We start from the raw sequence: 21,058 nt of genomic DNA, 5'->3' as shown, positions 1-21,058 counted from the left end.
AATTGTCATGCAGGGCAAACACTGGCTGATCCTGTGGGTCGCCTTCCTGTGCGGCGTGCTGGCCACCTTCGCCCAGTTCGCCGTGCCGCCGGTCATGCCGGCACTGTTCGAGCGCTACGGCATCTCGTATACCGAGGCCGGGCTGCTGATGTCGATGTTCGCCATCGCCACCTTGCTGTTCGCGACGCCGTGCGGCTTCATCATCCAGCGCTACGGGGTGCGCAACGTCGGCCTGGCCGGCCTGCTGCTGATCATGGCCGGCCTCGCCTGCACGCTGTTCGCCGGCAACTTCCTGCAGTTCGTCGCCGGGCGTGCCGTCCAGGGGGTCGGCTTCGGGCTGGTCGCCGTCTCGGCACCGACGGCGATCGGGCAGTTCCTGCCCGCCGACAGGATGCCGGTGGCGATGGGCATCTGGTCGACCTGGATCCCGGTCGGCAACCTGATCGTGTTCTTTGCCGCGCCGCGCGTGCTCGCCTCGCTGTCGATCGAGGCCTACTGGATGCTGCTGATCGCGTCGATGGTGCCGGGCATCCTGCTGTTCGCGCTGGTGATCCCCAACCCGCCGCGCGACCGTTCGGCGCGCATGCTGCCCGAGCGCGCGGTGCTGCTCGACGAGCTGAAGAACACCGACGTGTGGGCGGCCGCGCTGACCTTCGCCGCGTTCACCTTCGGCATCTTCTCGCTGACCACCTGGAGCGCGACCTACCTGAACGAGGTGATGGGGCTGCCGCTGGTGCTGGCGGTGAGCGGCACGCTGATCTACGCGGTCGCGTCCATCGCGAGCGACCTGTACGGCGGGGTGCTGCTGCACAAGTTCGGCCATCGCCGGGCGATGTTCGTGCTGCCGCCGACCCTGCTGCTGCTGTTGTGGCCGCTGTTCGCAATCCCCGACCTCACGGTGTTCTGCGTGACCATCGGCGTGTTCTCGCTGATCTCGGGCGTGATCCCGCCCATCGTGTTCGCGTCGGCGCCGCTGCTGGCGCGCCGCCCGCAGGGCATAGGCGTGGCGATGGCCATCGTGATCGTCGGCGAGAACCTGGGTTTCCTGATCGGGCCGCAGGTGTTCGGCTGGCTGCGCGAGGTGACCGGCACCTTCACCGCCAGCTTCTGGGCGATGGGGCTGGGTGCGCTGCTGCAGATCTTCACGCTCAACCACCTGTACCGCACCGGCGTGTTCGCCCGCCGGCCAGCGGCCGCGCCGGCCCCCGCACCCGCCAGCCAGCCTCCGGCCCGGCCGGCCTGCTGAACGCCGCGCAGCGCCGTCAGGCGCCGCCGGCCAGCTCCCACAGCCCGAACTGGTGCAGCTTCTTGTAGAGCAGCGCGCGCGAGATGCCCAGCCGCCGAGCCGCTTCGCTGCGGTTGTTGCCGCACGCGGCCAGCGTGCGCAGCAGGCAGTCGGCGTCGAGTACCGGCGAGAACTGCACCGGCAGCGCCTGGCTCAGCGCCGCGTCGAACAGGGAACGGATCTCGTCCGGGCCGATCACCCCTTGCGGCAGCAACACCAGCGCACGCTCCAGCGTGTGCTTGAGTTCGCGGATATTGCCCGGCCACGCCTGCTCGGCGAGCAGCGCGACGGCCGACTGCGACAGCTGGCTGTAATGGTGGTGCCGGCTGCACAGCTCGCCCCACAAGCGCTCGACCAGCACCGGGATGTCGGACACCTGCTCGCGCAGCGCCGGCACGCGCAGGTGGACGACGTTGAGCCGATAGTAGAGGTCTTCGCGGAAAGTGCCCTCGCGCACCATCTGCGCGAGGTCGCGGTTGGTCGCGGCGATCACCCGCACGTCGACGTGGCGGCTGCGCTCGGCGCCGACGCGGTCGACCTGCCCTTCCTGCAGCGCGCGCAACAGCTTCGCCTGCTGCCCGGGCGGCAGCTCGCCGATCTCGTCGAGGAACAGGGTGCCCTGGTCGGCCAACTCGAACTTGCCCTTGTGGCCGTCGCGCGAGGCGCCGGTGAACGCGCCCTTGTCGTAGCCGAACAGTTCGCTCTCGGCGAGCGCGTCGTTGATCGCCGCGCAGTTGAGCTTGATGAAGGGGCGCGCCGCGCGCCGGCTGCGCTCGTGGATCGCGCGGGCGAACATCTCCTTGCCCGCGCCGCTCTCGCCGGTCAGCAGCACCGTGGTGTCGAAGGCGGCGACATGCTTGAGCTGGTCGCGCACCAGCCGCGCCAGCGGCGACAGCCTGGGCAGGTTGTCGAAACACGGCGTCTTGCCCGGCGCCGTGCGCAACACCTTGTCGACGTAGCCGAGCACGCCGCACACCCGCCCGTTCGCCATCACCGGCACCCGCGACACCAGTAGTTCGAGCGCGCGGCCGTCGCTCCACGGCGTGTGCCGCTCGAGCTGGCCGGTTTCCAGCGTCTGGTGCAGCAAGGTGGCCGGAAACACGTCGTCGACCCGCTCGCCGAGGGCGTCGGCCATCGGCACGCCGCGCAGCAGCGCGCAGCTCTCGCTCATGAAGGATATCCGGCCCTCGTGGTCGACCATCAGCGCGCCGTCGCCAACGCCCACCTTCATCGCAACCTGATCAGCCATACCTGCCCCCATCTTGGATAGCGTGCAATATCTTAGCAAGGCTATCGCAGACGGGTCATGCTAAAGCAACCGGCAATTGACCCTTGTCAAAGGCTCAACATGCCCAGCTACTGCGCGTTGCAGTTGCGCACCAGCATGCGGCCGCCGCGGGTGCTCAGGAAGGCGGTGTCGCCCTTGGTCCACCACACATAGCTGCGGTTCACGTAGCGCGCGCCGCTGCCGCTACGTGCGATCTTCAGCGTCTCCCGGCCACCGAGCCAGTGGATGGTCACCGGGCCGTCAGCGCGGGAAAGCGGCGGGTAGACCGCCTCGATGGTCACGTCGCCCTCGCAGCGGTAGCGCACCGGGCGCGGGGTGTCGGCCGGCTCGGGCACGGCCACGGGCGACGGCACCGCCACGGGGGCCGGCGGCGCGGAAGCCGCCAATGGCGCCGACGCGGCCAGCGGCACGCCCTGCGGGGCGGACGCGTCCTGCGCCCAAGCGCCCGCGGCCGACGCGAACAGAACGGCCAGTACGGGGATGCGGATGGATGTCATGGATTTGCTTCTCCTTTCCACGGCGCCACCTTCAGGAGCAGGACCATGCCGGGCAGCGCGATCGCGGTGCATAGCCAGAAAAAGGGCGCCCAGCCCAGACCCTCGACCAGGTAGCCGGTGCCGGCGTTGGCCAGCGTGCGCGGCACGGCGGCCAGGCTGGTAAACAGCGCGAACTGCGTCGCCGTATACGCGGGGTGGGTGGTGCGCGCGATAAAGGCGACGAAGGCGGCGGTGCCGAGGCCGACGCCGAGCGCCTCGAAGCCGATCACCAGTGCAAGATAGGTCAGCTCGCGCGCGCCGACTTCGGCAAACGGCCCCTGCTGCGCAAGCCAGGCGAAACCGACGATGGACGCGACCTGCACCACGCCGAACGCCCACAGCGCGCGGTTGATGCCGAGCTTGAGCATCCACGCGCCGCCGATCAGCCCGCCGATCACCGCCGGCCACAGCCCGGCGTGCTTGGCGACCAGGCCGATCTCGGACTTGGAGAAGCCCATGTCGAGGTAGAACGGCGTCGCCAGCGCGGTGGCCATGCTGTCGCCCAGCTTGTAGAGGAAGATGAAGCCGAGCACCCACAACGCACCCCTGACGCCGTTGCGGGTCAGGAACTCGTGGAAGGGCTCGACCACCGCCTCGCGCAGCGTCTTCGGCGTCGCCGCCGCCAGCGCGGGCTCCTTCACCACAAGCGTCATCGCGATGCCGGGCAGCATGAAAAGCGCGGTGATCAGGAACACCTGCGCCCACGGCAGGTGGTCGGCCAGGATCAGCGCGAGCGAACCCGGGATCAGGCTGGAGAGGCGGTAGGCGTTGATGTGGATGGTGTTGCCCAGGCCCAGTTCGCTGTCGGGCAGGATCTCGCGGCGGAACGCGTCGATCACCACGTCCTGGCTCGCCGAGAAGAAGGCGACGGCGAAGCTGAGCGCCGCGATCGACGCCAGGTTCTGCTGCGGCGTGTAGAGGCCGAACGCGGTCATCGACCCCAATAGCGCAAGCTGGGAGGCCAGCATCCAGCCGCGGCGGCGCCCCAGGATCGGCAGCACGTAGCGGTCCATCAGCGGCGCCCACAGGAACTTCCAGGTGAACGGCAGCTGGATCAGCGCGAACAGGCCGATCGCCTTGAGGTCGACCCCCTCGCCACGCAGCCACGCCGGCAGCAGGTTGATCAGCAGGTACAGCGGCAGGCCGGAGCTGAAACCGGTAAACACGCAAATCAGCATCCGCCGCGAGAAGACCTGCTGCCAGGTGGACGGGGTGTCGGACATGTAAGGGCCTTGTCGGGGTGGGCCGCCGGGCGGCGGCAAAACCGCTATTGTACGCCGGCGGCGCGCCCCGGGCGGCTGACGCGGTAGAAGGCGAGGCTGCCCATCAGGTTCGGCCACAGGCTGACGCGGCGCTCGCCGGTCATCACCACCCGCTCCAGCACCGAGATGCCGTTCTTCGCGCACAGCGCCTCGAAGTCGCCCAGCATGCACCAGTGGATGTTCGGCGTGTCGTACCACTGGTAGGGCATCGCGTCGGATACCGGCATCCGCCCGCCGATGATCTGCCAGCGGTTGCGCCAGTAGCCGAAGTTGGGGAAGGACACGATCGCCTCGCGGCCGACGCGCAGCATCTCGACCAGGATGGCCTCGGTGTGGCGCATCGCCTGGATGGTCTGCGAGAGCACCACCACGTCGAAGCTCGCGTCGCCGAATTCGGCAAGCCCGCTCTCGAGGTCGGCCTGCACCGCGTTCACGCCGCCGCCGACGCAGGCGACGATGTTGTCGACGTCGAAGTCGACGCCGTAGCCCGTCACCCGCCGTTCGGCCTGCAGGTGGGCGAGCAGCTCGCCCCGGCCGCAGCCCAAGTCGAGCACACGGCTGCCGGGGGCGATCCAGCCGGCGATCAGCGCGAGGTCCGCGCGCAAGGGGGTATGCGGTTTCATGCGCCGGCCTCCTGGGCGACTCGGTCAAGATAGGCGCGCATCAGCGCGACGTACGGGGGGTCGGTCATCAGGAAGGCGTCGTGGCCGTGCGCCGACTCGATCTCGGCGTAGCTGACGCGCTTGCCGGCAGCGATCAGCGCCTTGACCGTCTCGCGCGAGCGCGCCGGCGAGAAACGCCAGTCGCTGGTGAAGCTGGCGACCAGGAATTCGGCCCTGGCCGGCGCGAGCGCGGCGGCCAGGTCGCCCGCGTGGGCGGCGGCCGGGTCGAAGTAGTCGAGCGCCTTGGTCATCAACAGATAGGTGTTGGCGTCGAAGCGGTCGGAGAACTTGTCGCCCTGGTAGCGCAGGTAGGACTCGATCTCGAATTCGACGTCGTAGCCGAACTTGTACTCGCCCGAGCGCAGCATGCGGCCGAATTTCTCGCCCATGCCGTCGTCGGACAGGTAGGTGATGTGGCCGAGCATGCGCGCCAGGCGCAGGCCACGCCGCGGCAGCACGCCGTGCGCGTAGAAGTCGCCGCCGTGGAACTCGGGGTCGGTCAGGATCGCCTGGCGGGCGACGTCGTTAAACGCGATGTTCTGCGCCGAGAGCTTGGGCGCGGACGCGATCACCAGCGCGTGGCGTACGCGGTCCGGGTAGCGGACCGACCATTCGAGCGCCTGCATGCCGCCCAGGCTGCCGCCGATCACCGCCGCCCAGCACTCGATGCCGAGCCTGTCGGCCAGCCGCGCCTGCGCGCACACCCAGTCGGCGACCGTCACCAGCGGGAAGGCCGAGCCCCAAGGCTGCCCGGTGTCCGGGTTGGCCGACGAGGGGCCGGTGCTGCCGTGGCAGCCGCCCAGGTTGTTGACGCCGACCACGAAGAAGCGGTCGGTGTCGATCGGCTTGCCCGGGCCGACCATATTGTCCCACCAGCCGGCTGCCTTGTCGGTTTCGGCGTAGCGGCCGGCGACATGGTGGTGGCCGGAGAGCGCGTGGCAGATCAGGATCGCGTTGCTCGCGTCGGCGTTGAGCGTGCCGTAGGTCTCGAACACCAGCTCGTACGCAGCGAGCACGCTGCCGCTACAAAGCGTCAGCGGCGTCACAAACGCCGCGCGTTCGTCGCGCACGAGGCCGACGGAAGATGAAGAATCGGTCATTGCAAAAACCCGGGCGGGTACCGGCGGCACGGGCGCCACCGGTACATTCGTTCGACGAATGATAGGCCGTCTAATTATATCCTCGACATAAGGTTGCGCGCGCATAAAACCCGAAGAGATAATGCGCCACCTCACCCTGCGGCTTCTCCCATGTTCGGACGCCTGTTCAAGCTCTTCGTGTTTTGCCTGCTGCTGTGGGCGGCGTGGCGCTGGCTGTTCGACCGCGGGCAGAAGAAGACGCTGCGCGAATGGGCCGAGATCCTCGCGCAGGCACTGTTGATCAGCTCGGTGATCTTCGGCGTGCTCTACTTCTTCGGCCTGCACAGGCTGTAGGCGCACGCAAGTCATTGATCCGCCACGACACATCAGCAAACACTGTTATACTTGCGACCTTTTGCCGGCCGCCATGCAACTCGACCACCTCGTCCACACTTTCGGCCAGCACCTGAAGCGCCGTTTCGGCGAGCGGGTGCACAAGCTGTCGCTCTCCGGCGACTTCACCTGCCCGAACCGCGACGGCACGCTGGGCCGCGGCGGCTGCACCTTCTGCAACGTCAGAAGTTTCGGCCGCGACGCGGGCGCCCTCTCCATCACCGAACAGATCGCCCGCGAGAAGGCGAAGACCGACCGTGCCCGCCGCTACCTCGCCTACTTCCAGGCGTACACCAGCACCTACGCCGAGGTCGAGACGCTGAAGGCGCTGTACGACGAGGCGGCCGCACAGAGCGACATCGTCGGCCTGTGCGTCGGCACCCGGCCGGACTGCGTGCCCGACGCCGCGCTCGACCTGATGGCCGGCTACCGCGACGCAGGCCTGGAAGTGTGGCTGGAACTCGGCCTGCAAAGCGCGCACGACGCGACGCAAACCCTGATCCGCCGCGGCCACACGCTGGCCGACTACCGGGACGCGGTGCGCCGCGCGCATGCGCGCGGCCTGCAGGTGTGCACCCACCTGATCGCCGGCCTGCCCGGCGAGAGCGTGCCGCAGATCCACCAGACGCTTCAGACCGTGCTCGACATCGGCGTCGAGGGGCTGAAACTGCACCCGCTGATGATCGTGCGGGGCAGCCGGATGGCCGCGCAGTACCGCCGCGGCGAGGTCGCGCCGATGCCGCTGGCCGACTACGCGGCGCTCGCCGCCGACCTGATCCGTGCGACGCCGCCCGAGGTGGTCTACCACCGGGTGTCGGCGACCGCGCAGCAGCCGACGCTGATCGCGCCCGACTGGTGCGGCCCGCGCTGGAGCGCGATCCAGGCGATCGCCGCCGACCTCGCCGACCGCGGCGCGCAGGGCGCGGCGCTCGGCCGTCCCTGGCAGCCGGCGTAAGCACACCGCCCACCCGCCGGCGCTTTACCCGCTGCGCGCGAGCGCCTACCCTTGCGCTTTTGGGAGGGCAACGATGGCGAAGGACAAACTGCCGGTCACCCAGGCGGTGCGCATGCTGCGCGAACATCAGGTCGACTTCAGCGGACACCTGTACAAGTACGAGGACAAGGGCGGCACCCGCGTGTCGTCGCGTGAGCTCGGCATAGACGAGCACGCGTGTATCAAGACGCTGATCATGGAAGACGACGCGCACCAGCCGCTGATCGTGCTGATGCACGGCGACCGCGAAGTGGCGACCGGCCTGCTCGCGCGCCAGATCGGCGCCAAGAAGGTGACGCCGTGCGACCCGAAGACCGCCGACCGCCACAGCGGCTACCAGGTCGGCGGCACCAGCCCGTTCGGCACCCGCCACCCGATGCCGGTCTACCTGCAGGCGTCGGTCGCCGAATTGCCGCGCATCTGGATCAACGGCGGCAAGCGCGGCTTCCTGGTCGGGCTCGCCCCGTCCGAGCTGATCCGCGTGCTCAAGCCGATACTCGTCGACGCCGCCGGCTAAGCCCGTGGCACGCGACGCCGGAAGGTGGCATCCTTGGGCTTGCCGGCCGCGCGAAAGCGCCCAGCCGGCGCTTGCCAAAACAAGGAGACGGGCATGATCCGCTTTTACCACAACCCACGCTGTTCCAAGTCAAGGGAAGCCCTGCAGCTGCTGCAGGACGCAGGCGCCGAAGTCGAGGTGATCGACTACCAGAAGACGCCACCCTCCCCCGAAGAGATCACCCGCCTGCTCGGGCTGCTCGGGCTCGAACCGCGCGCGCTAATGCGCAAGCACGAGGAGGAGTACAAGGAACTCTACCTTGACGACATCACGCTGGAAGACCGCCACCTGATCGCCGCCATGCACGACAACCCGCGCCTGATCGAGCGGCCGATCGCGGTGGGCACCGACAAGGCGGTGATCGGCCGGCCGCCCGAGCGCGTGCTCGAGCTGCTCGCGCACTAAACGCCGCGAAGCGCAGACAAAAAAAGGGACGCCTCGGCGTCCCTTCCTGTTGGTGGCGGCTGACGCCGCCTGCCGCTAGAACAGCAGTTCCTTGACGTTCTCGACCGCGTCCTGCGCGGCGTCCGGCGCCGGCGCCGCCGTCCCCTCTTCCTCGGTGCGCGCCGCACCGGGCACCACGCCCTGGTTGTTCAGGCGCAGTTCGGGGTTGGTGCGCTGGAATTCCTCGAGGTAGTACTCGTCGCCGCCGCGCAGGCCGGCGCCCGGCTTGACCACGATGCCTTCCGGCGGCGGCAGGTCGACTTCCGGCTGGCCCTTGAGCGCGTTGGCCATGTAGTTGGTCCAGATCGGCAGCGCGGCGGTGCCGCCGTAACCGTAACGGCCGAGGCTGCGCGGCTGGTCGTAGCCAACCCAGGTCACCGCGACCAGGTTCGGGTTGTAGCCGGCGAACCACGCGTCGCGGAAGTCGTTGGTGGTGCCGGTCTTGCCGGCGAGGTCGGTGCGGCCGAGGCTCATCGCGCGGTTGGCGGTGCCGAAGCGGATCACGTCGCGCAGCATGCTGGTCATGATGAAGGCGTTGCGCGGGTCGATCACCTGCGGCGCGCCCTGGCCTGCAACCTGCGGCGAGGTGCGCGCGATCACCCGGCCGTCGATGTCCTCGATGCGGTCGATGAAGTAGGCGCGGGTGCGGTAGCCGCCGTTGGCGAGCACCGAATACGCCTCGGCCATCTGCAGCGGAGTGACCATGCCGGCGCCCAGCGCCATCGTGAGATAAGCCGGGTTGTTCTTCGCCGCGAAACCGAAGCGCGACGCGTACTGCTGGCCGTAGTCGGTGCCGATGCCCTGCAGGATGCGGATCGACACCATGTTCTTCGACAGCGCGAGCGCGCGGCGCATGGTGATCATCCCCGCGTAGCGGTTGTCGTCGTTCTTCGGCTCCCAGCGCTGGCCACCGATGCTGGCCGGGTCGATCGACAGGGGCGCGTCGTTGATGAAGGTCGACGCGGTGAAGCCGCGGTCCAGCCCCGCCGAGTAGATGAAGGGCTTGAAGGTCGAACCGGGCTGGCGCCACGCCTGCGTCACATGGTTGAAGCTGCGGCGGTTGAAGTCGAAGCCGCCGACCAGCGAGCGGATCGCGCCGTTATGCGGATCCATCGACACGAACGCGCCCTCGACCTCGGGCATCTGCGTGATTTCCCATTGCCCCTTGCTGTTGGGCTGGATGCGCACCACCGCGCCCGGGCGGATCTGCTGGGCCGGGGTCAGCTTGCTGGAGAGCGCGCGCCGCGCGAAGGCGAGACCCTCGCCCTTGACGCGGGCGAAGCGCCCGCCGCGCAGGTAGACCTTGACCTCGGACGGCGACGCCTCGAGCACGACACCCGGCTCGAGCTGGCCACTGTCGCGGATCGACGACAGCGCCTCGTCGAGCGCCTCGTCGCGGTCCTCGGTCAGCGCGCCCAGGTCGACGAAGGATTCCGGGCCGCGGTAGCCAAGCTTGCGGTCGTAGTCCATCAGGCCGGCGCGCAGGCTGTCGAACGCCCAGCGCTGGTTGGCCGCGTCGATGGTGGTGTAGACGCGGAAGCCTTCGGTATACGCGGCGTCCTTGTACTTGTCGTACATCGCCTGGCGGACCAGCTCGGCGACGAACTGCGCCGGCACGCCGGTGTCGCGTCCGGGCGACGCCAGTTCGAGCGGCGCCTGCTTGGCCGCCTCATATTGCGCGGTATTGATATAGCCCAACTCGTGCATGCGGCGCAGCACGTATAGTTGGCGCAGACGGGCGCGTTGCGGATTGACCACAGGGTTGTACGAGGACGGCGCCTTGGGCAGGCCGGCCAGCATCGCGTACTGCGAAATGTTCAAGTCTTTCAGCGGCTTGCCGAAATAGGCCTGCGAGGCGGCGGCAAAACCGTACGCGCGCTGGCCGAGATAGATCTGGTTCAGGTAAAGCTCGAGGATCTGGTCCTTGCTGAGCGTGTGCTCGATCTTGAACGCAAGCAGCGCTTCATTGAATTTGCGGGTAAACGTCTTTTCACTGGATAGGAAAAAGTTTTTAGCAACCTGCATGGTGATCGTGCTTGCACCCGACCGGCTATATCCAGATACTATGTTGCCCAAGGCCGCCCTAAGAACACCGACATAATCTACGCCGCCATGCTGGTAAAAGCGTTCGTCCTCAGCGGACAACAACGCATTCTTCATCAGCGGTGGAATGTCGTGAATTCTGGTGAAAGAGCGTCGTTCTTCGCCGAATTCCCCGATCAGCTCGCCGCCGGCCGCGTAAACGCGCAGCGGCACCTTCGGGCGGTAGTCGGTGAGCACGTCGAGGCTGGGCAGCCGGGGCCAGGTCACGAGGACAGCCACGGCCAGCACACCGGCCGCCAGGGTGGAAACGCCGATCACGACGCCGAGGATGACCTTGAGAATTCTCTGCAACATGGTGTTTGGCAATAAAAATCGAAGGCTGATTATACCGGTTTCACGTCAGCGGCAGGGCAAAGTTCCCGGCTGCGGCGATTGGCGGATTCATTACAAGGGAGGCAGACCCCCGCGGTCACAAGGGGGCTGAAAACAACGCATGCCCCGTGGAAAACTGGAATTTCCGCAGGCGATCGGCCGGCTGCTCGGCCGCTTTGCCCCCCGCGCCGACGGACTGATCGGCGTAGACATCAGCGCGACGGCCGTGAAGATGGTCGAGATCGGCCGCGTCGGCAGGACGCTGCAGCTCGAGCGCTACGTCATCGAGCCGCTGCCGCGCGACGCGGTCAGCGAAGGCAACATCGGCGACGTGGACGCTGTCGCCGACACGCTGCGCCGCGCCCGCGCGCGCCTGGGCAGCCCGAGCCGGCGCGTCGCGCTGGCGCTGCCGACGACGATGGCGATCTACAAGAAGATCCTGATCCCGGCGACGCAGGACCGCAACGACCTCGAGTTCCAGGTCGAGAGCGAGGCCGGCCAGTACATCCCCTTCCCGCTTGACGAGGTGAACCTCGACTTCCAGGTGCTGGGGCCGTCCGCCACCCAGGCGGACGACCTGGACGTGCTGATCTGCGCGTCGCGCAAGGAGAAGGTCGAGGAGCGCGTCGCGGTCGCCGAGATGGCCGGTTTCGAAGTCGCGGTGATGGACGTCGAGGCGTTCGCGATGCTCACCGCGTTCGAGCAGTTGCAGCAGCAACTGCCCGACCAGGGCTTCAACCAGACCTTCGCGCTGTTCGACATCGGCGCGACCAAGATCCACTGTTTGGTGGTTCGCAACGGCCAACAGCTCTACTTCCGCGAACAGGCGTTCGGCGGCATGCAGCTGACCCGCGAAGTGCAACGCCGCTACGGCCTCACCCAGGAAGAGGCCGAGAAGGGCAAACGCTCGATGCTACTGCCCGAAGGCTACGAGTCCGAGCTTTTGCAGCCCTTCGTCGACTCGCTCGCGCAGGAAATCCAGCGCGCGCTGCAGTTCTTCTACACCACGGTCAGCGTGTCGCAGTACCTGCGCGTCGACTACATCCTGCTCGCCGGCGGCTCGAGCATGCTGACCGGGCTGGACGACGCCGTCGCGCTGCGCACCCAGATCAGCACGATGATCGCCAACCCGTTCACTTCGATGACGCAGGCACCGGGCATCGCGCTGCGCGAGCTGCTGCTCGACGCACCCTCGCTGCTGGTCGCCAGCGGACTCGCGCTGAGGAGGTTCGACTGATGATCCGCATCAACCTGCTCCCCTACCGCGAACTGAGAAAAGCGGCGCACCGCAAGACCTTCCAGCTTTATCTGGCCGGTGCGCTCGGCCTCGCCGGCGTGCTGATCGCCGGCGCCTACCTGTGGCAGGGCGCAAGCCTCGACGCGCAGCTCGCCCGCAACCAGCGCCTCGACGACGCGATAGCCATGATGACGGCGCGGCTGGGCAAGGTCGAGACGCTGCGAGCACAGAAGGCCGCGCTCCTGGCACGCAAGGACATGGCGATGCGCCTGCAGGAGGGACGCGTCGAGGCGGTGCTGCTGTTCGACGCGCTGGTGCGCGACCTGCCCGAGGGCGTCTACCTGAAGGACTTCAAGCAGACCGACCGCTCCGTCGCGATCAGCGGCTTCGCGCTCTCCGGTGCCCGCGTCTCCAACTACATGAGCCAGCTGGGCAACTCTGCCGTGTTCGCCAACCCGGTGCTGATCGAGGTCAAGGCGGCGCCGCAGGGCAACCTGCGCACCAGCGAGTTCAGCCTGACGGTCAGCCTGAAGGCGCGTGACGTGCAGGCCACGCCTGCCGCACCGGCACAAGGAGCCAAGCCATGACGCTCGACGAATTGCGCAACCTCGACCTCAAGACCGCGCCCGACTGGCCGCGCGCACGCCAGTTCGGCCTGCTCGCGGTGATGGTGGCGGCGCTGCTCGTCGCCGCCTGGTTCCTGCTGTTGGGCCCGCAGCGCGACGAGATCGCCGCCGCCGAGGCGCGCGAGGCCGAGCTGAAAACCAGCTACACCGACAAGCGCCGCCAGCTCGCCAACCTCGAAGTGCTGCAGGCGCAGCTCGCCGAGATCGAGAAGAGCTACGGCAGCCTGCTGCGCCAGCTGCCGACCAAGGCGGAAATGGCGTCGGTGCTCGCCGAGATCAACCAGGCCGGCGTCGGCCGCGGCCTGCAGTTCGAACTGTTCCGCCCCGGCCAGGAAGTCGCCGGCCCCGAGCTTGCCGAACTGCCGATCGAGATCCGCCTGACCGGCAGCTACAGCGACCTCGCCACCTTCGTGTCCGACCTCTCCAAGATGCCGCGCATCGTCACGCTTAACAACATCACGCTGACGCCGGGCGGCAAGGACGGGCGGCTCACCATGCAGGCGATCGCCAAGACCTACCGCACACTGGAGCCCGAAGAGAAGATGGCGCAACAGCAGGCGCAGAGCCAGGGGGCCAAGCCATGAACACCCGCTTCTTCCTCTGCACGGCCGCCGCCGCCCTGATCACCGGCTGTTCGGCCGGCCCGGACGACCTGGACCAGTGGATGCAGGCGCAGGACCGCGACATCAAGGGACAGGTCGAGCCGATCCCGGCGCTGCCGCAGGCGCAAAGCGCCGAATTCACCGCCTACGGCCTGCCCTCGCCGTTCGACGCGGCTCGCCTCAAGCTGGCCGGGCGCAACGCCGCCAATGCGCCCGACCTGAGCCGGCCGCGTGACGCGCTGGAAAACTACGACCTCGAACGCCTGAAGATGATCGGCAGCCTGCAAATCAAGGGCGTCCGCCACGCGCTGATCCAGGCACCCGACGGCGTCGTCTACACGGTCCGCGCCGGCAGCTTCATCGGCAGCAACTTCGGCCGCGTCACCGACATCACGCCGGACGCCCTGCGCCTGAGCGAGACCGTCGAAGACGCCAACGGCGAGTGGGTCCGCCGCGACACGGAACTGCTGCTGACCCAGGAACAAGGACAAGGGCAAACCAAATGAAAAGCACGCAACTGACGACCCTGGCCGGCTCGCTGGCCCTGCTGGGCGCCTCGCAACTCCTGTGGGCCGCCGGCAACACCATCACCGGCATCGAGGTGCTGCGCAACCAGGGCGGCGCCCAGGAGCTGGCGATCACCCTGACCGGCCCGGCCGCCCTGCCGCAGAGCTTCGCGCTGAGCAACCCGCCGCGCATCGCCTTCGACTTCGCGGGCACCGCAAGCACCCTCAAGCAGAGCCAGCCGCTGCCCGGCCCGCTGCTCTCCGGCGCCACCGTCGTCGAAGCCGGCGGCCGCAGCCGCGTGGTCCTGTCGCTGACGCAGGCGGCCCCCTACCGCACCCGTACCGACGGCAACCGCGTGCTGGTCAGCCTGGGCGGCGCGCAGGCGCCGGCGAGCGTCACCGCGCCCGCCCCTGCGGCCGCGCCGATGCCGGCACCGACCATCGCCCCGCTGAACACCCGTGCAGCCAGCGGCTACGAGGTTGGCCAGATCGACTTCCGGCGCGGCGCAGACGGCGCGGGCAAGCTCGTCGTCGACCTGCCCGCCGGCGCCAGTACCGACATCAACCGCAGCGGCCGCGCGCTGACGGTCAGCGTCGGCGCGCCGCTGCCGGCCCGCCTCGCGCGCAACCTGGACGTGGCCGACTTCGCGACGCCGGTGCAGCGCGTCGACGCGGCCGCCGCCGGCCGTGGCAGCCGCATCGTGCTGCAGAACAACGGCGAATGGGACTATTCCTCTTATCAGACCGACCGCCAGCTGGTCGTCGAAGTGCGCAAGCTCAGCCGCGAGCAGGCGAACGCCGCGCTCGCCGCGCAGGACAAGCCCGCCTACAAGGGCGACAAGCTGTCGCTGAACTTCCAGAACGTCGACGTGCGCGTCGTGCTGCAGACGCTGGCCGAATTCGCCGGCTTCAACCTGGTCACCGGCGACTCGGTCAGCGGCAACGTGACGCTGGTGCTGAAGAACGTGCCGTGGGACCAGGCGCTGGAACTCGTGCTGCAGCAAAAAGGGCTCGCCAAGCGCCAGGTCGGCAACGTGATCCGCGTCGCCCCGCAGGCGGAAATGATCGAGATGGCCAAGCAGGCCGCCGAAGTACGTGCGGCAACCACGCTGCAGGAGCCGCTGGTCACCGAGATCTTCAAGATCAAGTACCGCTCGGTCGAGGACGTGATGGCCGCGGTGCGCGGCCTGGTGCCGATCGGCGGCGGCGACAAGGACAAGCCACAGGCAAGCAGCCAGGGCGCACAGGCCGCGTCGGCGTACGCGGACGCCAAGACCAACCAGCTGATCGTGCGCGACAAGCCGCAAGTGCTCTCAGAGATCCGCGACGTGCTGCGCATCATCGACAAGCCGTCCAAGCAGGTGCTGATCGAGGCGCGCATCGTCGAGGCGCGCGACACCTTCCAGCGCGACCTCGGCGTCAAGCTGGGCTTCGCCAAGGTCGGCGGCGACACCTCGGTCGGCTCCGGCATCGGCTCGGGCAACATCACCCAGCCGGGCGGGGGGGGCGCCACCCTGCCGACACCGCCCAACGTCAACCTGCCGATCACCGGTGCCACCGGCAGCTTGGGCGTGATCTACAAGGGCGCAAGCTCGATCATCGGCTTGGAGCTGCAGGCGTCGCAGCAGCAGGGCAACTCGAAGATCATCTCCAGCCCGCGCGTGCTGACCGCCGACCGCACCAAGGCGATCATCAAGGAAGGCACCGAGATCCCGTACAAGACGGTCAGCGACAACGGCACCGAGACCCAGTTCAAGGAAGCCGCGCTGGTGCTCGAGGTCACCCCGCAGATCACGCCGGAAGAAGAGCTGATCCTCGACATCCAGATCAACAAGGACGCGCCGAAGTTCCTCGACAACCTGAGCGAACCCGCGATCGACAAGCGCGAGGTGAAGACGCAGGTACGCATCGAGAACGGCGGCACCGTGGTGATCGGCGGCATCTATGTGCAGGACCAGAGCGACACTGTCACCAAGGTACCGCTGCTGGGCGACATCCCGGTGCTCGGCCACCTGTTCCGCAGCAACGGCAAGAAGAGCGAGCGGCGCGAGATGCTGGTCTTCCTGACCCCGCGCATCATCGAGAGCGAAGCGCTGGTCCGCTGAGGCGACACCGTCTCATGACATCCGGTACAATGCCTGCCATGAAACTGGCAGGCAATTTTTTTCTGGTCGGCCTGATGGGCTCCGGCAAGACGACGGTCGGCCGGGCGCTGGCGCGCCGCCACGGCAAGACCTTCTTCGACTCGGACCACGAGATCGAGGCGCGTACCGGCGTGCGCATCGCGACCATCTTCGACATCGAGGGCGAGGCGCGTTTTCGTGAACGCGAGCGGCAAATGATCGCCGAACTGGCCCAGCGCAAGAACATCGTGCTGGCGACCGGCGGCGGCGCGGTACTCAACCCGGAGAACCGGCGCCAGCTCGCCGCGCATGGCACGGTGATCTACCTGCGCGCCAGCATCGACGACATCCTGACCCGCACCCAGCACTGCACCAACCGTCCGCTGCTGCAGACGGCCGATCCGCGCGGCAAGCTCGAGCAACTGTTCGCCGAGCGCGACCCGCTGTACCGCGAGATCGCCGACCTGGTGATCGACACCACCCAGCAGAACGTCAACCTGCTGATCAGCCAGCTGGAAGAACGCCTCGGCCAGCCCCCCAAGCCGCCCACGGAGCCCGACCAAGCATGAGAACGCTCGACCTTGTCCTGCCGGATACCCGCTACCCCATCCATATCGGCCAGGGCCTGCTCGACCAAGGCGGGCTGATCGCCCGCGTGCTGCCGCAGCAGAAGGCGATGATCGTCAGCAACGAGACGGTCGCGCCGCTCTACCTCGAACGCCTGCGCGCCGCGCTTGCGCGCGAGGGGGTGGAAACGCTCACCGTCGTGTTGCCGGACGGCGAGGACTACAAGGACTGGGCGACGCTCAACCGCATTTTCGACGCGCTGCTCAAGGCCGGCTGCGAACGCAAGACCGCGCTCATCGCGCTGGGCGGCGGCGTGGTCGGCGACATGACGGGTTTCGCCGCCGCCTGCTACCAGCGTGGCGTCCCCTTCGTGCAGGTACCGACCACCCTGCTCGCGCAGGTCGACTCGTCGGTCGGCGGCAAGACGGCGATCAACCACCCGCAGGGCAAGAACATGATCGGCGCCTTCTACCAGCCACGCGCGGTGATCGCCGACATGGACCTGCTCGACACCCTACCCGACCGCGAACTGTCGGCCGGCCTCGCCGAAGTAGTCAAGTACGGCCTGCTCGGCGACGCGGCGTTCTTTGGCTGGCTGGAAGACAACATGGCCCTCTTGCGCGCGCGCGACAAGCAGGCGCTCGCGTACGCGGTCGAACACTGCTGCCGGATGAAGGCCGACATCGTCGGCCAGGACGAGAAGGAACAGGGCGTGCGCGCGCTGCTCAACCTCGGCCATACCTTCGGCCATGCGATCGAAGCGGGGCTCGGTTTCGGCGTATGGCTACACGGCGAGGCGGTCGCCGCCGGCATGCTGCTCGCCGCCGACACCTCGCGTGCGCTGGGCTGGATCAGCAATGACGATGTCGTTCGCACCGAGACCCTGCTCGCCGCGGCGGGCCTGCCGACCCGAGCACCGGACCTGGGTGCCGAGCGCTGGATGTCCTTGATGTCGCACGACAAAAAGGCTGAGAATGGAAGCGTTCGCTATGTTTTATTGAAGGAGATCGGCTACGCTGTTGTGGCAAATGCGCCCACTGATATTGTAAACAGCATACTTTGCGGGAAATTTATACAACACTCGTTGAAAGTGTAGCTTTTCGATTGAGCCACCCGCCGGACGCTGGTAATCTTTTCTCCGCTACCACATTCGGGGGGGTGTCATGTTCAGTGCGATCGCGAGTCTTGCCGGACAGGCCAGCGCCAATACGGCGCGCAAGCTATGGCGTCAGTTGAATTTCGTTCCCCCGCACAAGCGCGGCATCGACCCCGTCGGTGAAGCCGAGGTGTTCCTGCACTACGGCCGGCTCGACGACGCGGTGCTGGTGCTGCGCGACGCGCTCAAGCGCGACGCCGGCAACACCGCCGCCAAGATCGCGCTGCTGCGCGCCTACTCGCTGCAACGCAACGCCGACGGCTACTCGCAACTGGCCAAACAACTGCGCGAAGAACTGCACACCTACCCGGTGTGGAACACCGTGCGCAAGAACGGCCAGGCGATCGATCCACACAACCCGCTCTACCAGTAAGCATCCGCCTTAGCGCCAGCCTGCATCGCCGCTTTCCGCGAAGAGGCGCAGGCTTTGCCGTGCGCCCGTGCCCGGCCAGTCGACGGTGACCGTCAGCCGGTGGCGCGCGGGCGAACAGCGGCTATCCACCTGCCAGCTTATCCGGTAGTCCGCAGCGCCGATGCGCTCGTCACGCGTTCCCTGCTCCACACCTTTTTCCCGGCAGGGAGGCTGAACGACACCGTATCGCCCGCGCAAACGCTCCAGTTCCTGCTCTGCCAGTTGCAAGGCCTGAGCTCGCTGCCGCGCGTCTACCAGACTCTGCCGGCCTATCCACAACAACTGCTCACCGAGCAAGGCCGCCAGTACCAGCAGGGCGAGCGCGACCAGCACTTCGAGCAGGCTGAACCCCGGTGCCGGTCGCCGCAACATGCTAGTCCTGCCAGTTGCGCCAGCTATGCGGCACGACATGCCGCAAGCGCCGGCCTGCAAGCGCCTCCAGCAGCAACGGCGCATGGTCGACCCGCGCCTGCGCGTCGGCCACCAGCATCTGCGCCAGCAGCGCCCCGACCACCCGACTGCCGGCGGCCAACTCGATGCGCGGCGCGACCAGCAGGCCGTGGACCGTCACCCCGGCCGGAACCGCCAGCGTCTGCCCGGACACCAGCAACACCGGCGCGGCGGCCGAGCCGGCATCCGCCGCCGTTACGGGCGTTGCCGCACCGTCGGCCGACGGCGGGTATGCCCGCATCAGCAAAGCCTGACCGGCCTCGTCAAACACGCCCTCGCCCGCGTCCATCGCCAGCCAGCCGGACAAGGTACGGCCGCTCACCGCGCGCAGGGCGGTTTCAAAGTCGGCGACCGTCTCCAGCGGGCCGCCTTGCGGCAAGCCGGCACTGCGCTCGATGACGATCGCGGCCACCGGTACCCAGGGCAACAGCGGGCCGCTGGACACCCGCACCGTCACCAGCCGCCTGATCTGCCCGTCCGCCGACGCCGCCTGCGCGAGCAGGCGAAGCGGCACCGACGCGGTTGGCACTGCGCAGGTGGAGCTGACCTGTGCGGCCGCGCAATACCCCACCTGCCAACGGTAGACGCCCAGTTCGCCACGCCATGGCGCCTCGGCCATGCCGTCGCCGTCGGTGTCCACCCCACGCGCGAGGTAACGCGCGACACCGTGCAACAGGCCGGCGCGGGCGGCTTCCTCGACCTGCCTCGCCTGCACCTGCAGCGCGACCTGCCGCCGGTAAGCATCCACGGCCGACACCAGATGGACGCCGAGCAGCCCCAGTACCAGCAACATCATCACCACGAAGAAGAGAGCCAGCCCGCGTTGAGCGCTGTGCATGGTCTACTCCGGCAGAAGCGGCGCAACGGGCAACGCCACACGCGCCGTCAGCGCGACCGGCGGCAGGCTTCGCGCCCTGTCCTGCGCCTGCAGCCTGATTTCGAGCTCGCGCAGCACGCGCAGTCGCTCACCGGCGCCGGCACGTGGCGGGCACGGACGTCTGGTTGCGCTCGCCATGTCGTAACAGGCTTGATCCAGCGCGACAAACTCGAGCGAGGTGACCTCGAGCGATGCCGGGTCCGACAGCGTCTCCCAACTACCCTCTGCGCAATCGGCCAGCCCCGCGCTGCTCTTGCGCATCCTGAGCACCCCTACACCGTCGACACGCTGCCACTTGAAGCCGAAACGTTCGTTGGCCGACGCCACGCCATCGGCGTAGCGGTCGTAGCTGTACAGCAAGCAGCCTGTCGCCGGCAGCCGCAGGTCAAAGTCGGCCGACGCCTGCTCGTGCTCGCGGTAGCCGGCACGCCGCAGGTCCCGCGCCATCCGCTCGAGCAGCGCACTCGCCTGCGCGTGCAGGCGGGTCTCGGCCAGCAGCCGCTGGCCATGGCTCAACTGGTGCGTGAGCACAAAGGACGCGGCGCCCAGCACCGTGAGCGCGATCGCCATGGCGACCATAAGTTCGATCAGGGAAAAACCGCCTGCACTGCGCATTTCAGCACGCCTCGCGTGCGCCCTCGCCGCAACGGCGGATCCGCCCGACGCTGCTGAGCACCACGCCGGCACGCAAGCCGTCACGGCTCTCCAGCACCACCTTGCCGTTGTCGGCCAGCCCGCGCACCGGGTCGAACTCGGTCTGGTTGCCGCTGAAGGTCGTTGAGACGAGGCGGATGCCCGGATAGTCGTCGTCGCCCAGCACTTGCGTGCCGCAAGCCGCACTGCGGCACGCGGCCAGGTTGGAGCGCAACACCTGCCAGCCGCCGGCCGCCAGCGGGACGAAGGCCAGATACAGGCGGGCGTCCCCCGCCAGCGCCTGCTGCTGGGTGACACTCAACACGTCCTGCAATGCGTCGGCGGCCGCCAGCAAACGCCGCCGCTCGAGCCAACCGGACAGCGCCGGCCACGCCATGCCCAGCAAGACGCCAAGGATGGCCAGCACCACCACCAGCTCCAGCAGGCTGAATCCCTCCGCATCTGTCCGGCGCCACCCAGGCATTCACCCGCCCTCCATGAAAAAAGCGGCACCCGAATGGATGCCGCTTGGTGCGGTCTGCCAGCAGACTAGACCCTGATGCCGTCAACGCAAGTTATTTTTGGTTTTCTCCTGTAACTCACGCTCACGAAGAAGCTGATCCAGACCCTCAAAACAAACATCACAAAGAAGTGGCGAAAACTCAACCACCTTTTCTACCGGCCAGCACCACCATTTAATTTACAATAACTTTTCAATCACATCTTGGAAAAATCTAAACTTTACAAGACGCGCAGGATTTCCATCGACGATTGGAATCCCATAAGTCGCCACTCCATATGAGTATCTCCCTTTGTACTGGAGCTCAAATTTTTTTGCCCCTGCTGCCACCTAGGCAGTTTTTTAATTGCTCTTAATTTTATTTTATTCTTGATTTTTTCAACCACACGAACACTCATGACACATTTCCGCAGGAGGCAAAAGAAATATCGCCAC

The 21,058-nt window shown here is 67.5% G+C and carries 22 protein-coding genes and 1 pseudogene; 13 read left to right on the top strand and 10 right to left on the bottom strand.

What is annotated here, in order from left to right; genetic code table 11:
* Positions 1-7: 7 nt before the first annotated feature.
* Positions 8-1,246: an MFS transporter gene (locus E5K04_RS07860; RefSeq protein ID WP_136552726.1), complete on the top strand. Its 1,239-nt coding sequence runs from the start codon at positions 8-10 to the stop codon at positions 1,244-1,246.
* 16 nt (positions 1,247-1,262) lie between these two features.
* Here E5K04_RS07860 and E5K04_RS07855 read toward each other — a convergent pair whose 3' ends face one another.
* The 5 genes from E5K04_RS07855 to metX form a co-directional block, all read right to left on the bottom strand.
* Positions 1,263-2,534, bottom strand: a complete 1,272-nt coding sequence (locus E5K04_RS07855) for a sigma-54 interaction domain-containing protein (protein ID WP_168929184.1) — start codon at positions 2,532-2,534, stop codon at positions 1,263-1,265.
* Positions 2,535-2,641: 107 nt separating this feature from the next.
* Positions 2,642-3,070 carry an MliC family protein gene (locus E5K04_RS07850; RefSeq protein WP_136552722.1) on the bottom strand — a complete coding sequence of 143 codons (429 nt, stop codon included), beginning with the start codon at positions 3,068-3,070 and terminating at the stop codon, positions 2,642-2,644.
* Complete coding sequence (locus E5K04_RS07845) at positions 3,067-4,332, bottom strand: AmpG family muropeptide MFS transporter (protein WP_136552720.1); 1,266 nt, start codon at positions 4,330-4,332, stop codon at positions 3,067-3,069. The genes E5K04_RS07850 and E5K04_RS07845 overlap by 4 nt, the downstream gene beginning before the upstream one ends.
* A 44-nt stretch (positions 4,333-4,376) precedes the next feature.
* Positions 4,377-4,994 carry a methionine biosynthesis protein MetW gene (gene metW, locus E5K04_RS07840; protein ID WP_136552718.1) on the bottom strand — a complete coding sequence of 206 codons (618 nt, stop codon included), beginning with the start codon at positions 4,992-4,994 and terminating at the stop codon, positions 4,377-4,379.
* Positions 4,991-6,133, bottom strand: a complete 1,143-nt coding sequence (metX, locus tag E5K04_RS07835) for a homoserine O-succinyltransferase MetX (RefSeq protein ID WP_136552716.1) — start codon at positions 6,131-6,133, stop codon at positions 4,991-4,993. Before metX ends, metW begins: the two co-directional genes overlap by 4 nt.
* A 150-nt stretch (positions 6,134-6,283) precedes the next feature.
* Here metX and E5K04_RS07830 point away from each other — a divergent pair, with 150 nt between their 5' ends.
* The 4 genes from E5K04_RS07830 (at position 6,284) to arsC (ending at position 8,460) form a co-directional block, all read left to right on the top strand.
* Positions 6,284-6,466 (top strand): protein MIGRI, encoded by a 183-nt coding sequence (locus tag E5K04_RS07830; RefSeq protein WP_136552713.1) that lies wholly within the window; start codon positions 6,284-6,286, stop codon positions 6,464-6,466.
* Between the two features lie 73 nt (positions 6,467-6,539).
* On the top strand, positions 6,540-7,460 hold the full coding sequence (locus E5K04_RS07825) for a TIGR01212 family radical SAM protein (RefSeq protein ID WP_136552711.1): 921 nt from the start codon (positions 6,540-6,542) through the stop codon (positions 7,458-7,460).
* 73 nt (positions 7,461-7,533) lie between these two features.
* Entirely contained in the window at positions 7,534-8,016 is a 483-nt protein-coding gene (gene ybaK, locus E5K04_RS07820) for a Cys-tRNA(Pro) deacylase (protein WP_136552709.1), read from the top strand.
* 93 nt (positions 8,017-8,109) lie between these two features.
* Entirely contained in the window at positions 8,110-8,460 is a 351-nt protein-coding gene (arsC, locus tag E5K04_RS07815) for an arsenate reductase (glutaredoxin) (protein WP_136552707.1), read from the top strand.
* A gap of 46 nt (positions 8,461-8,506) precedes the next feature.
* On the opposite strand, the pseudogene E5K04_RS07810 reads toward arsC, so the two are convergent.
* Positions 8,507-10,896, bottom strand: a pseudogene (locus E5K04_RS07810) (penicillin-binding protein 1A); the annotation flags it as partial.
* A gap of 139 nt (positions 10,897-11,035) precedes the next feature.
* Here E5K04_RS07810 and E5K04_RS07805 point away from each other — a divergent pair.
* From E5K04_RS07805 to E5K04_RS07770, 8 genes are all read left to right on the top strand, one after another.
* Positions 11,036-12,151 carry a pilus assembly protein PilM gene (locus E5K04_RS07805; RefSeq protein ID WP_136552703.1) on the top strand — a complete coding sequence of 372 codons (1,116 nt, stop codon included), beginning with the start codon at positions 11,036-11,038 and terminating at the stop codon, positions 12,149-12,151.
* The gene (locus tag E5K04_RS07800) at positions 12,151-12,738 is read left to right on the top strand and encodes a PilN domain-containing protein (protein ID WP_136552701.1); all 588 of its coding nucleotides are present in this window, start codon (positions 12,151-12,153) and stop codon (positions 12,736-12,738) included. The genes E5K04_RS07805 and E5K04_RS07800 overlap by 1 nt, the downstream gene beginning before the upstream one ends.
* Positions 12,735-13,361 carry a type IV pilus inner membrane component PilO gene (locus E5K04_RS07795; RefSeq protein ID WP_136552699.1) on the top strand — a complete coding sequence of 209 codons (627 nt, stop codon included), beginning with the start codon at positions 12,735-12,737 and terminating at the stop codon, positions 13,359-13,361. Before E5K04_RS07800 ends, E5K04_RS07795 begins: the two co-directional genes overlap by 4 nt.
* Positions 13,358-13,885, top strand: coding sequence for a pilus assembly protein PilP (locus E5K04_RS07790; RefSeq protein ID WP_136552697.1), 528 nt, complete (start codon positions 13,358-13,360; stop codon positions 13,883-13,885). Before E5K04_RS07795 ends, E5K04_RS07790 begins: the two co-directional genes overlap by 4 nt.
* Positions 13,882-15,990: a type IV pilus secretin family protein gene (gene pilQ / locus E5K04_RS07785; RefSeq protein ID WP_136552695.1), complete on the top strand. Its 2,109-nt coding sequence runs from the start codon at positions 13,882-13,884 to the stop codon at positions 15,988-15,990. Before E5K04_RS07790 ends, pilQ begins: the two co-directional genes overlap by 4 nt.
* 29 nt (positions 15,991-16,019) lie before the next feature.
* Positions 16,020-16,577 carry a shikimate kinase AroK gene (aroK, locus tag E5K04_RS07780; RefSeq protein ID WP_136552821.1) on the top strand — a complete coding sequence of 186 codons (558 nt, stop codon included), beginning with the start codon at positions 16,020-16,022 and terminating at the stop codon, positions 16,575-16,577.
* On the top strand, positions 16,574-17,671 hold the full coding sequence (gene aroB, locus E5K04_RS07775) for a 3-dehydroquinate synthase (protein ID WP_136552693.1): 1,098 nt from the start codon (positions 16,574-16,576) through the stop codon (positions 17,669-17,671). The genes aroK and aroB overlap by 4 nt, the downstream gene beginning before the upstream one ends.
* 67 nt (positions 17,672-17,738) lie before the next feature.
* Positions 17,739-18,104: a type IV pilus assembly protein FimV gene (locus tag E5K04_RS07770; protein ID WP_136552691.1), complete on the top strand. Its 366-nt coding sequence runs from the start codon at positions 17,739-17,741 to the stop codon at positions 18,102-18,104.
* A 9-nt stretch (positions 18,105-18,113) separates the two neighbouring features.
* Here E5K04_RS07770 and E5K04_RS07765 read toward each other — a convergent pair whose 3' ends face one another.
* The 4 genes from E5K04_RS07765 to E5K04_RS07750 are packed head-to-tail and all read right to left on the bottom strand — an operon-like array spanning position 18,114 to position 20,587.
* Positions 18,114-18,515 carry a prepilin-type N-terminal cleavage/methylation domain-containing protein gene (locus E5K04_RS07765; RefSeq protein ID WP_168929183.1) on the bottom strand — a complete coding sequence of 134 codons (402 nt, stop codon included), beginning with the start codon at positions 18,513-18,515 and terminating at the stop codon, positions 18,114-18,116.
* Between the two features lies 1 nt (position 18,516).
* The gene (locus E5K04_RS07760; RefSeq protein ID WP_136552686.1) at positions 18,517-19,431 is read right to left on the bottom strand and encodes a hypothetical protein; all 915 of its coding nucleotides are present in this window, start codon (positions 19,429-19,431) and stop codon (positions 18,517-18,519) included.
* A gap of 3 nt (positions 19,432-19,434) precedes the next feature.
* Entirely contained in the window at positions 19,435-20,085 is a 651-nt protein-coding gene (locus tag E5K04_RS07755; RefSeq protein ID WP_136552684.1) for a prepilin-type N-terminal cleavage/methylation domain-containing protein, read from the bottom strand.
* Position 20,086: 1 nt separating this feature from the next.
* The gene (locus E5K04_RS07750) at positions 20,087-20,587 is read right to left on the bottom strand and encodes a GspH/FimT family pseudopilin (protein ID WP_136552818.1); all 501 of its coding nucleotides are present in this window, start codon (positions 20,585-20,587) and stop codon (positions 20,087-20,089) included.
* Between the last annotated feature and the right edge of the window lie 471 nt (positions 20,588-21,058).

The sequence above is a fragment of the Crenobacter intestini genome, assembly GCF_004919095.1.
Taxonomy (GTDB): domain Bacteria; phylum Pseudomonadota; class Gammaproteobacteria; order Burkholderiales; family Chromobacteriaceae; genus Craterilacuibacter; species Craterilacuibacter intestini.
The sequence above is the reverse complement of the archived record's forward strand: the minus strand, read 5'-3'. Positions and strand labels throughout refer to the sequence as shown.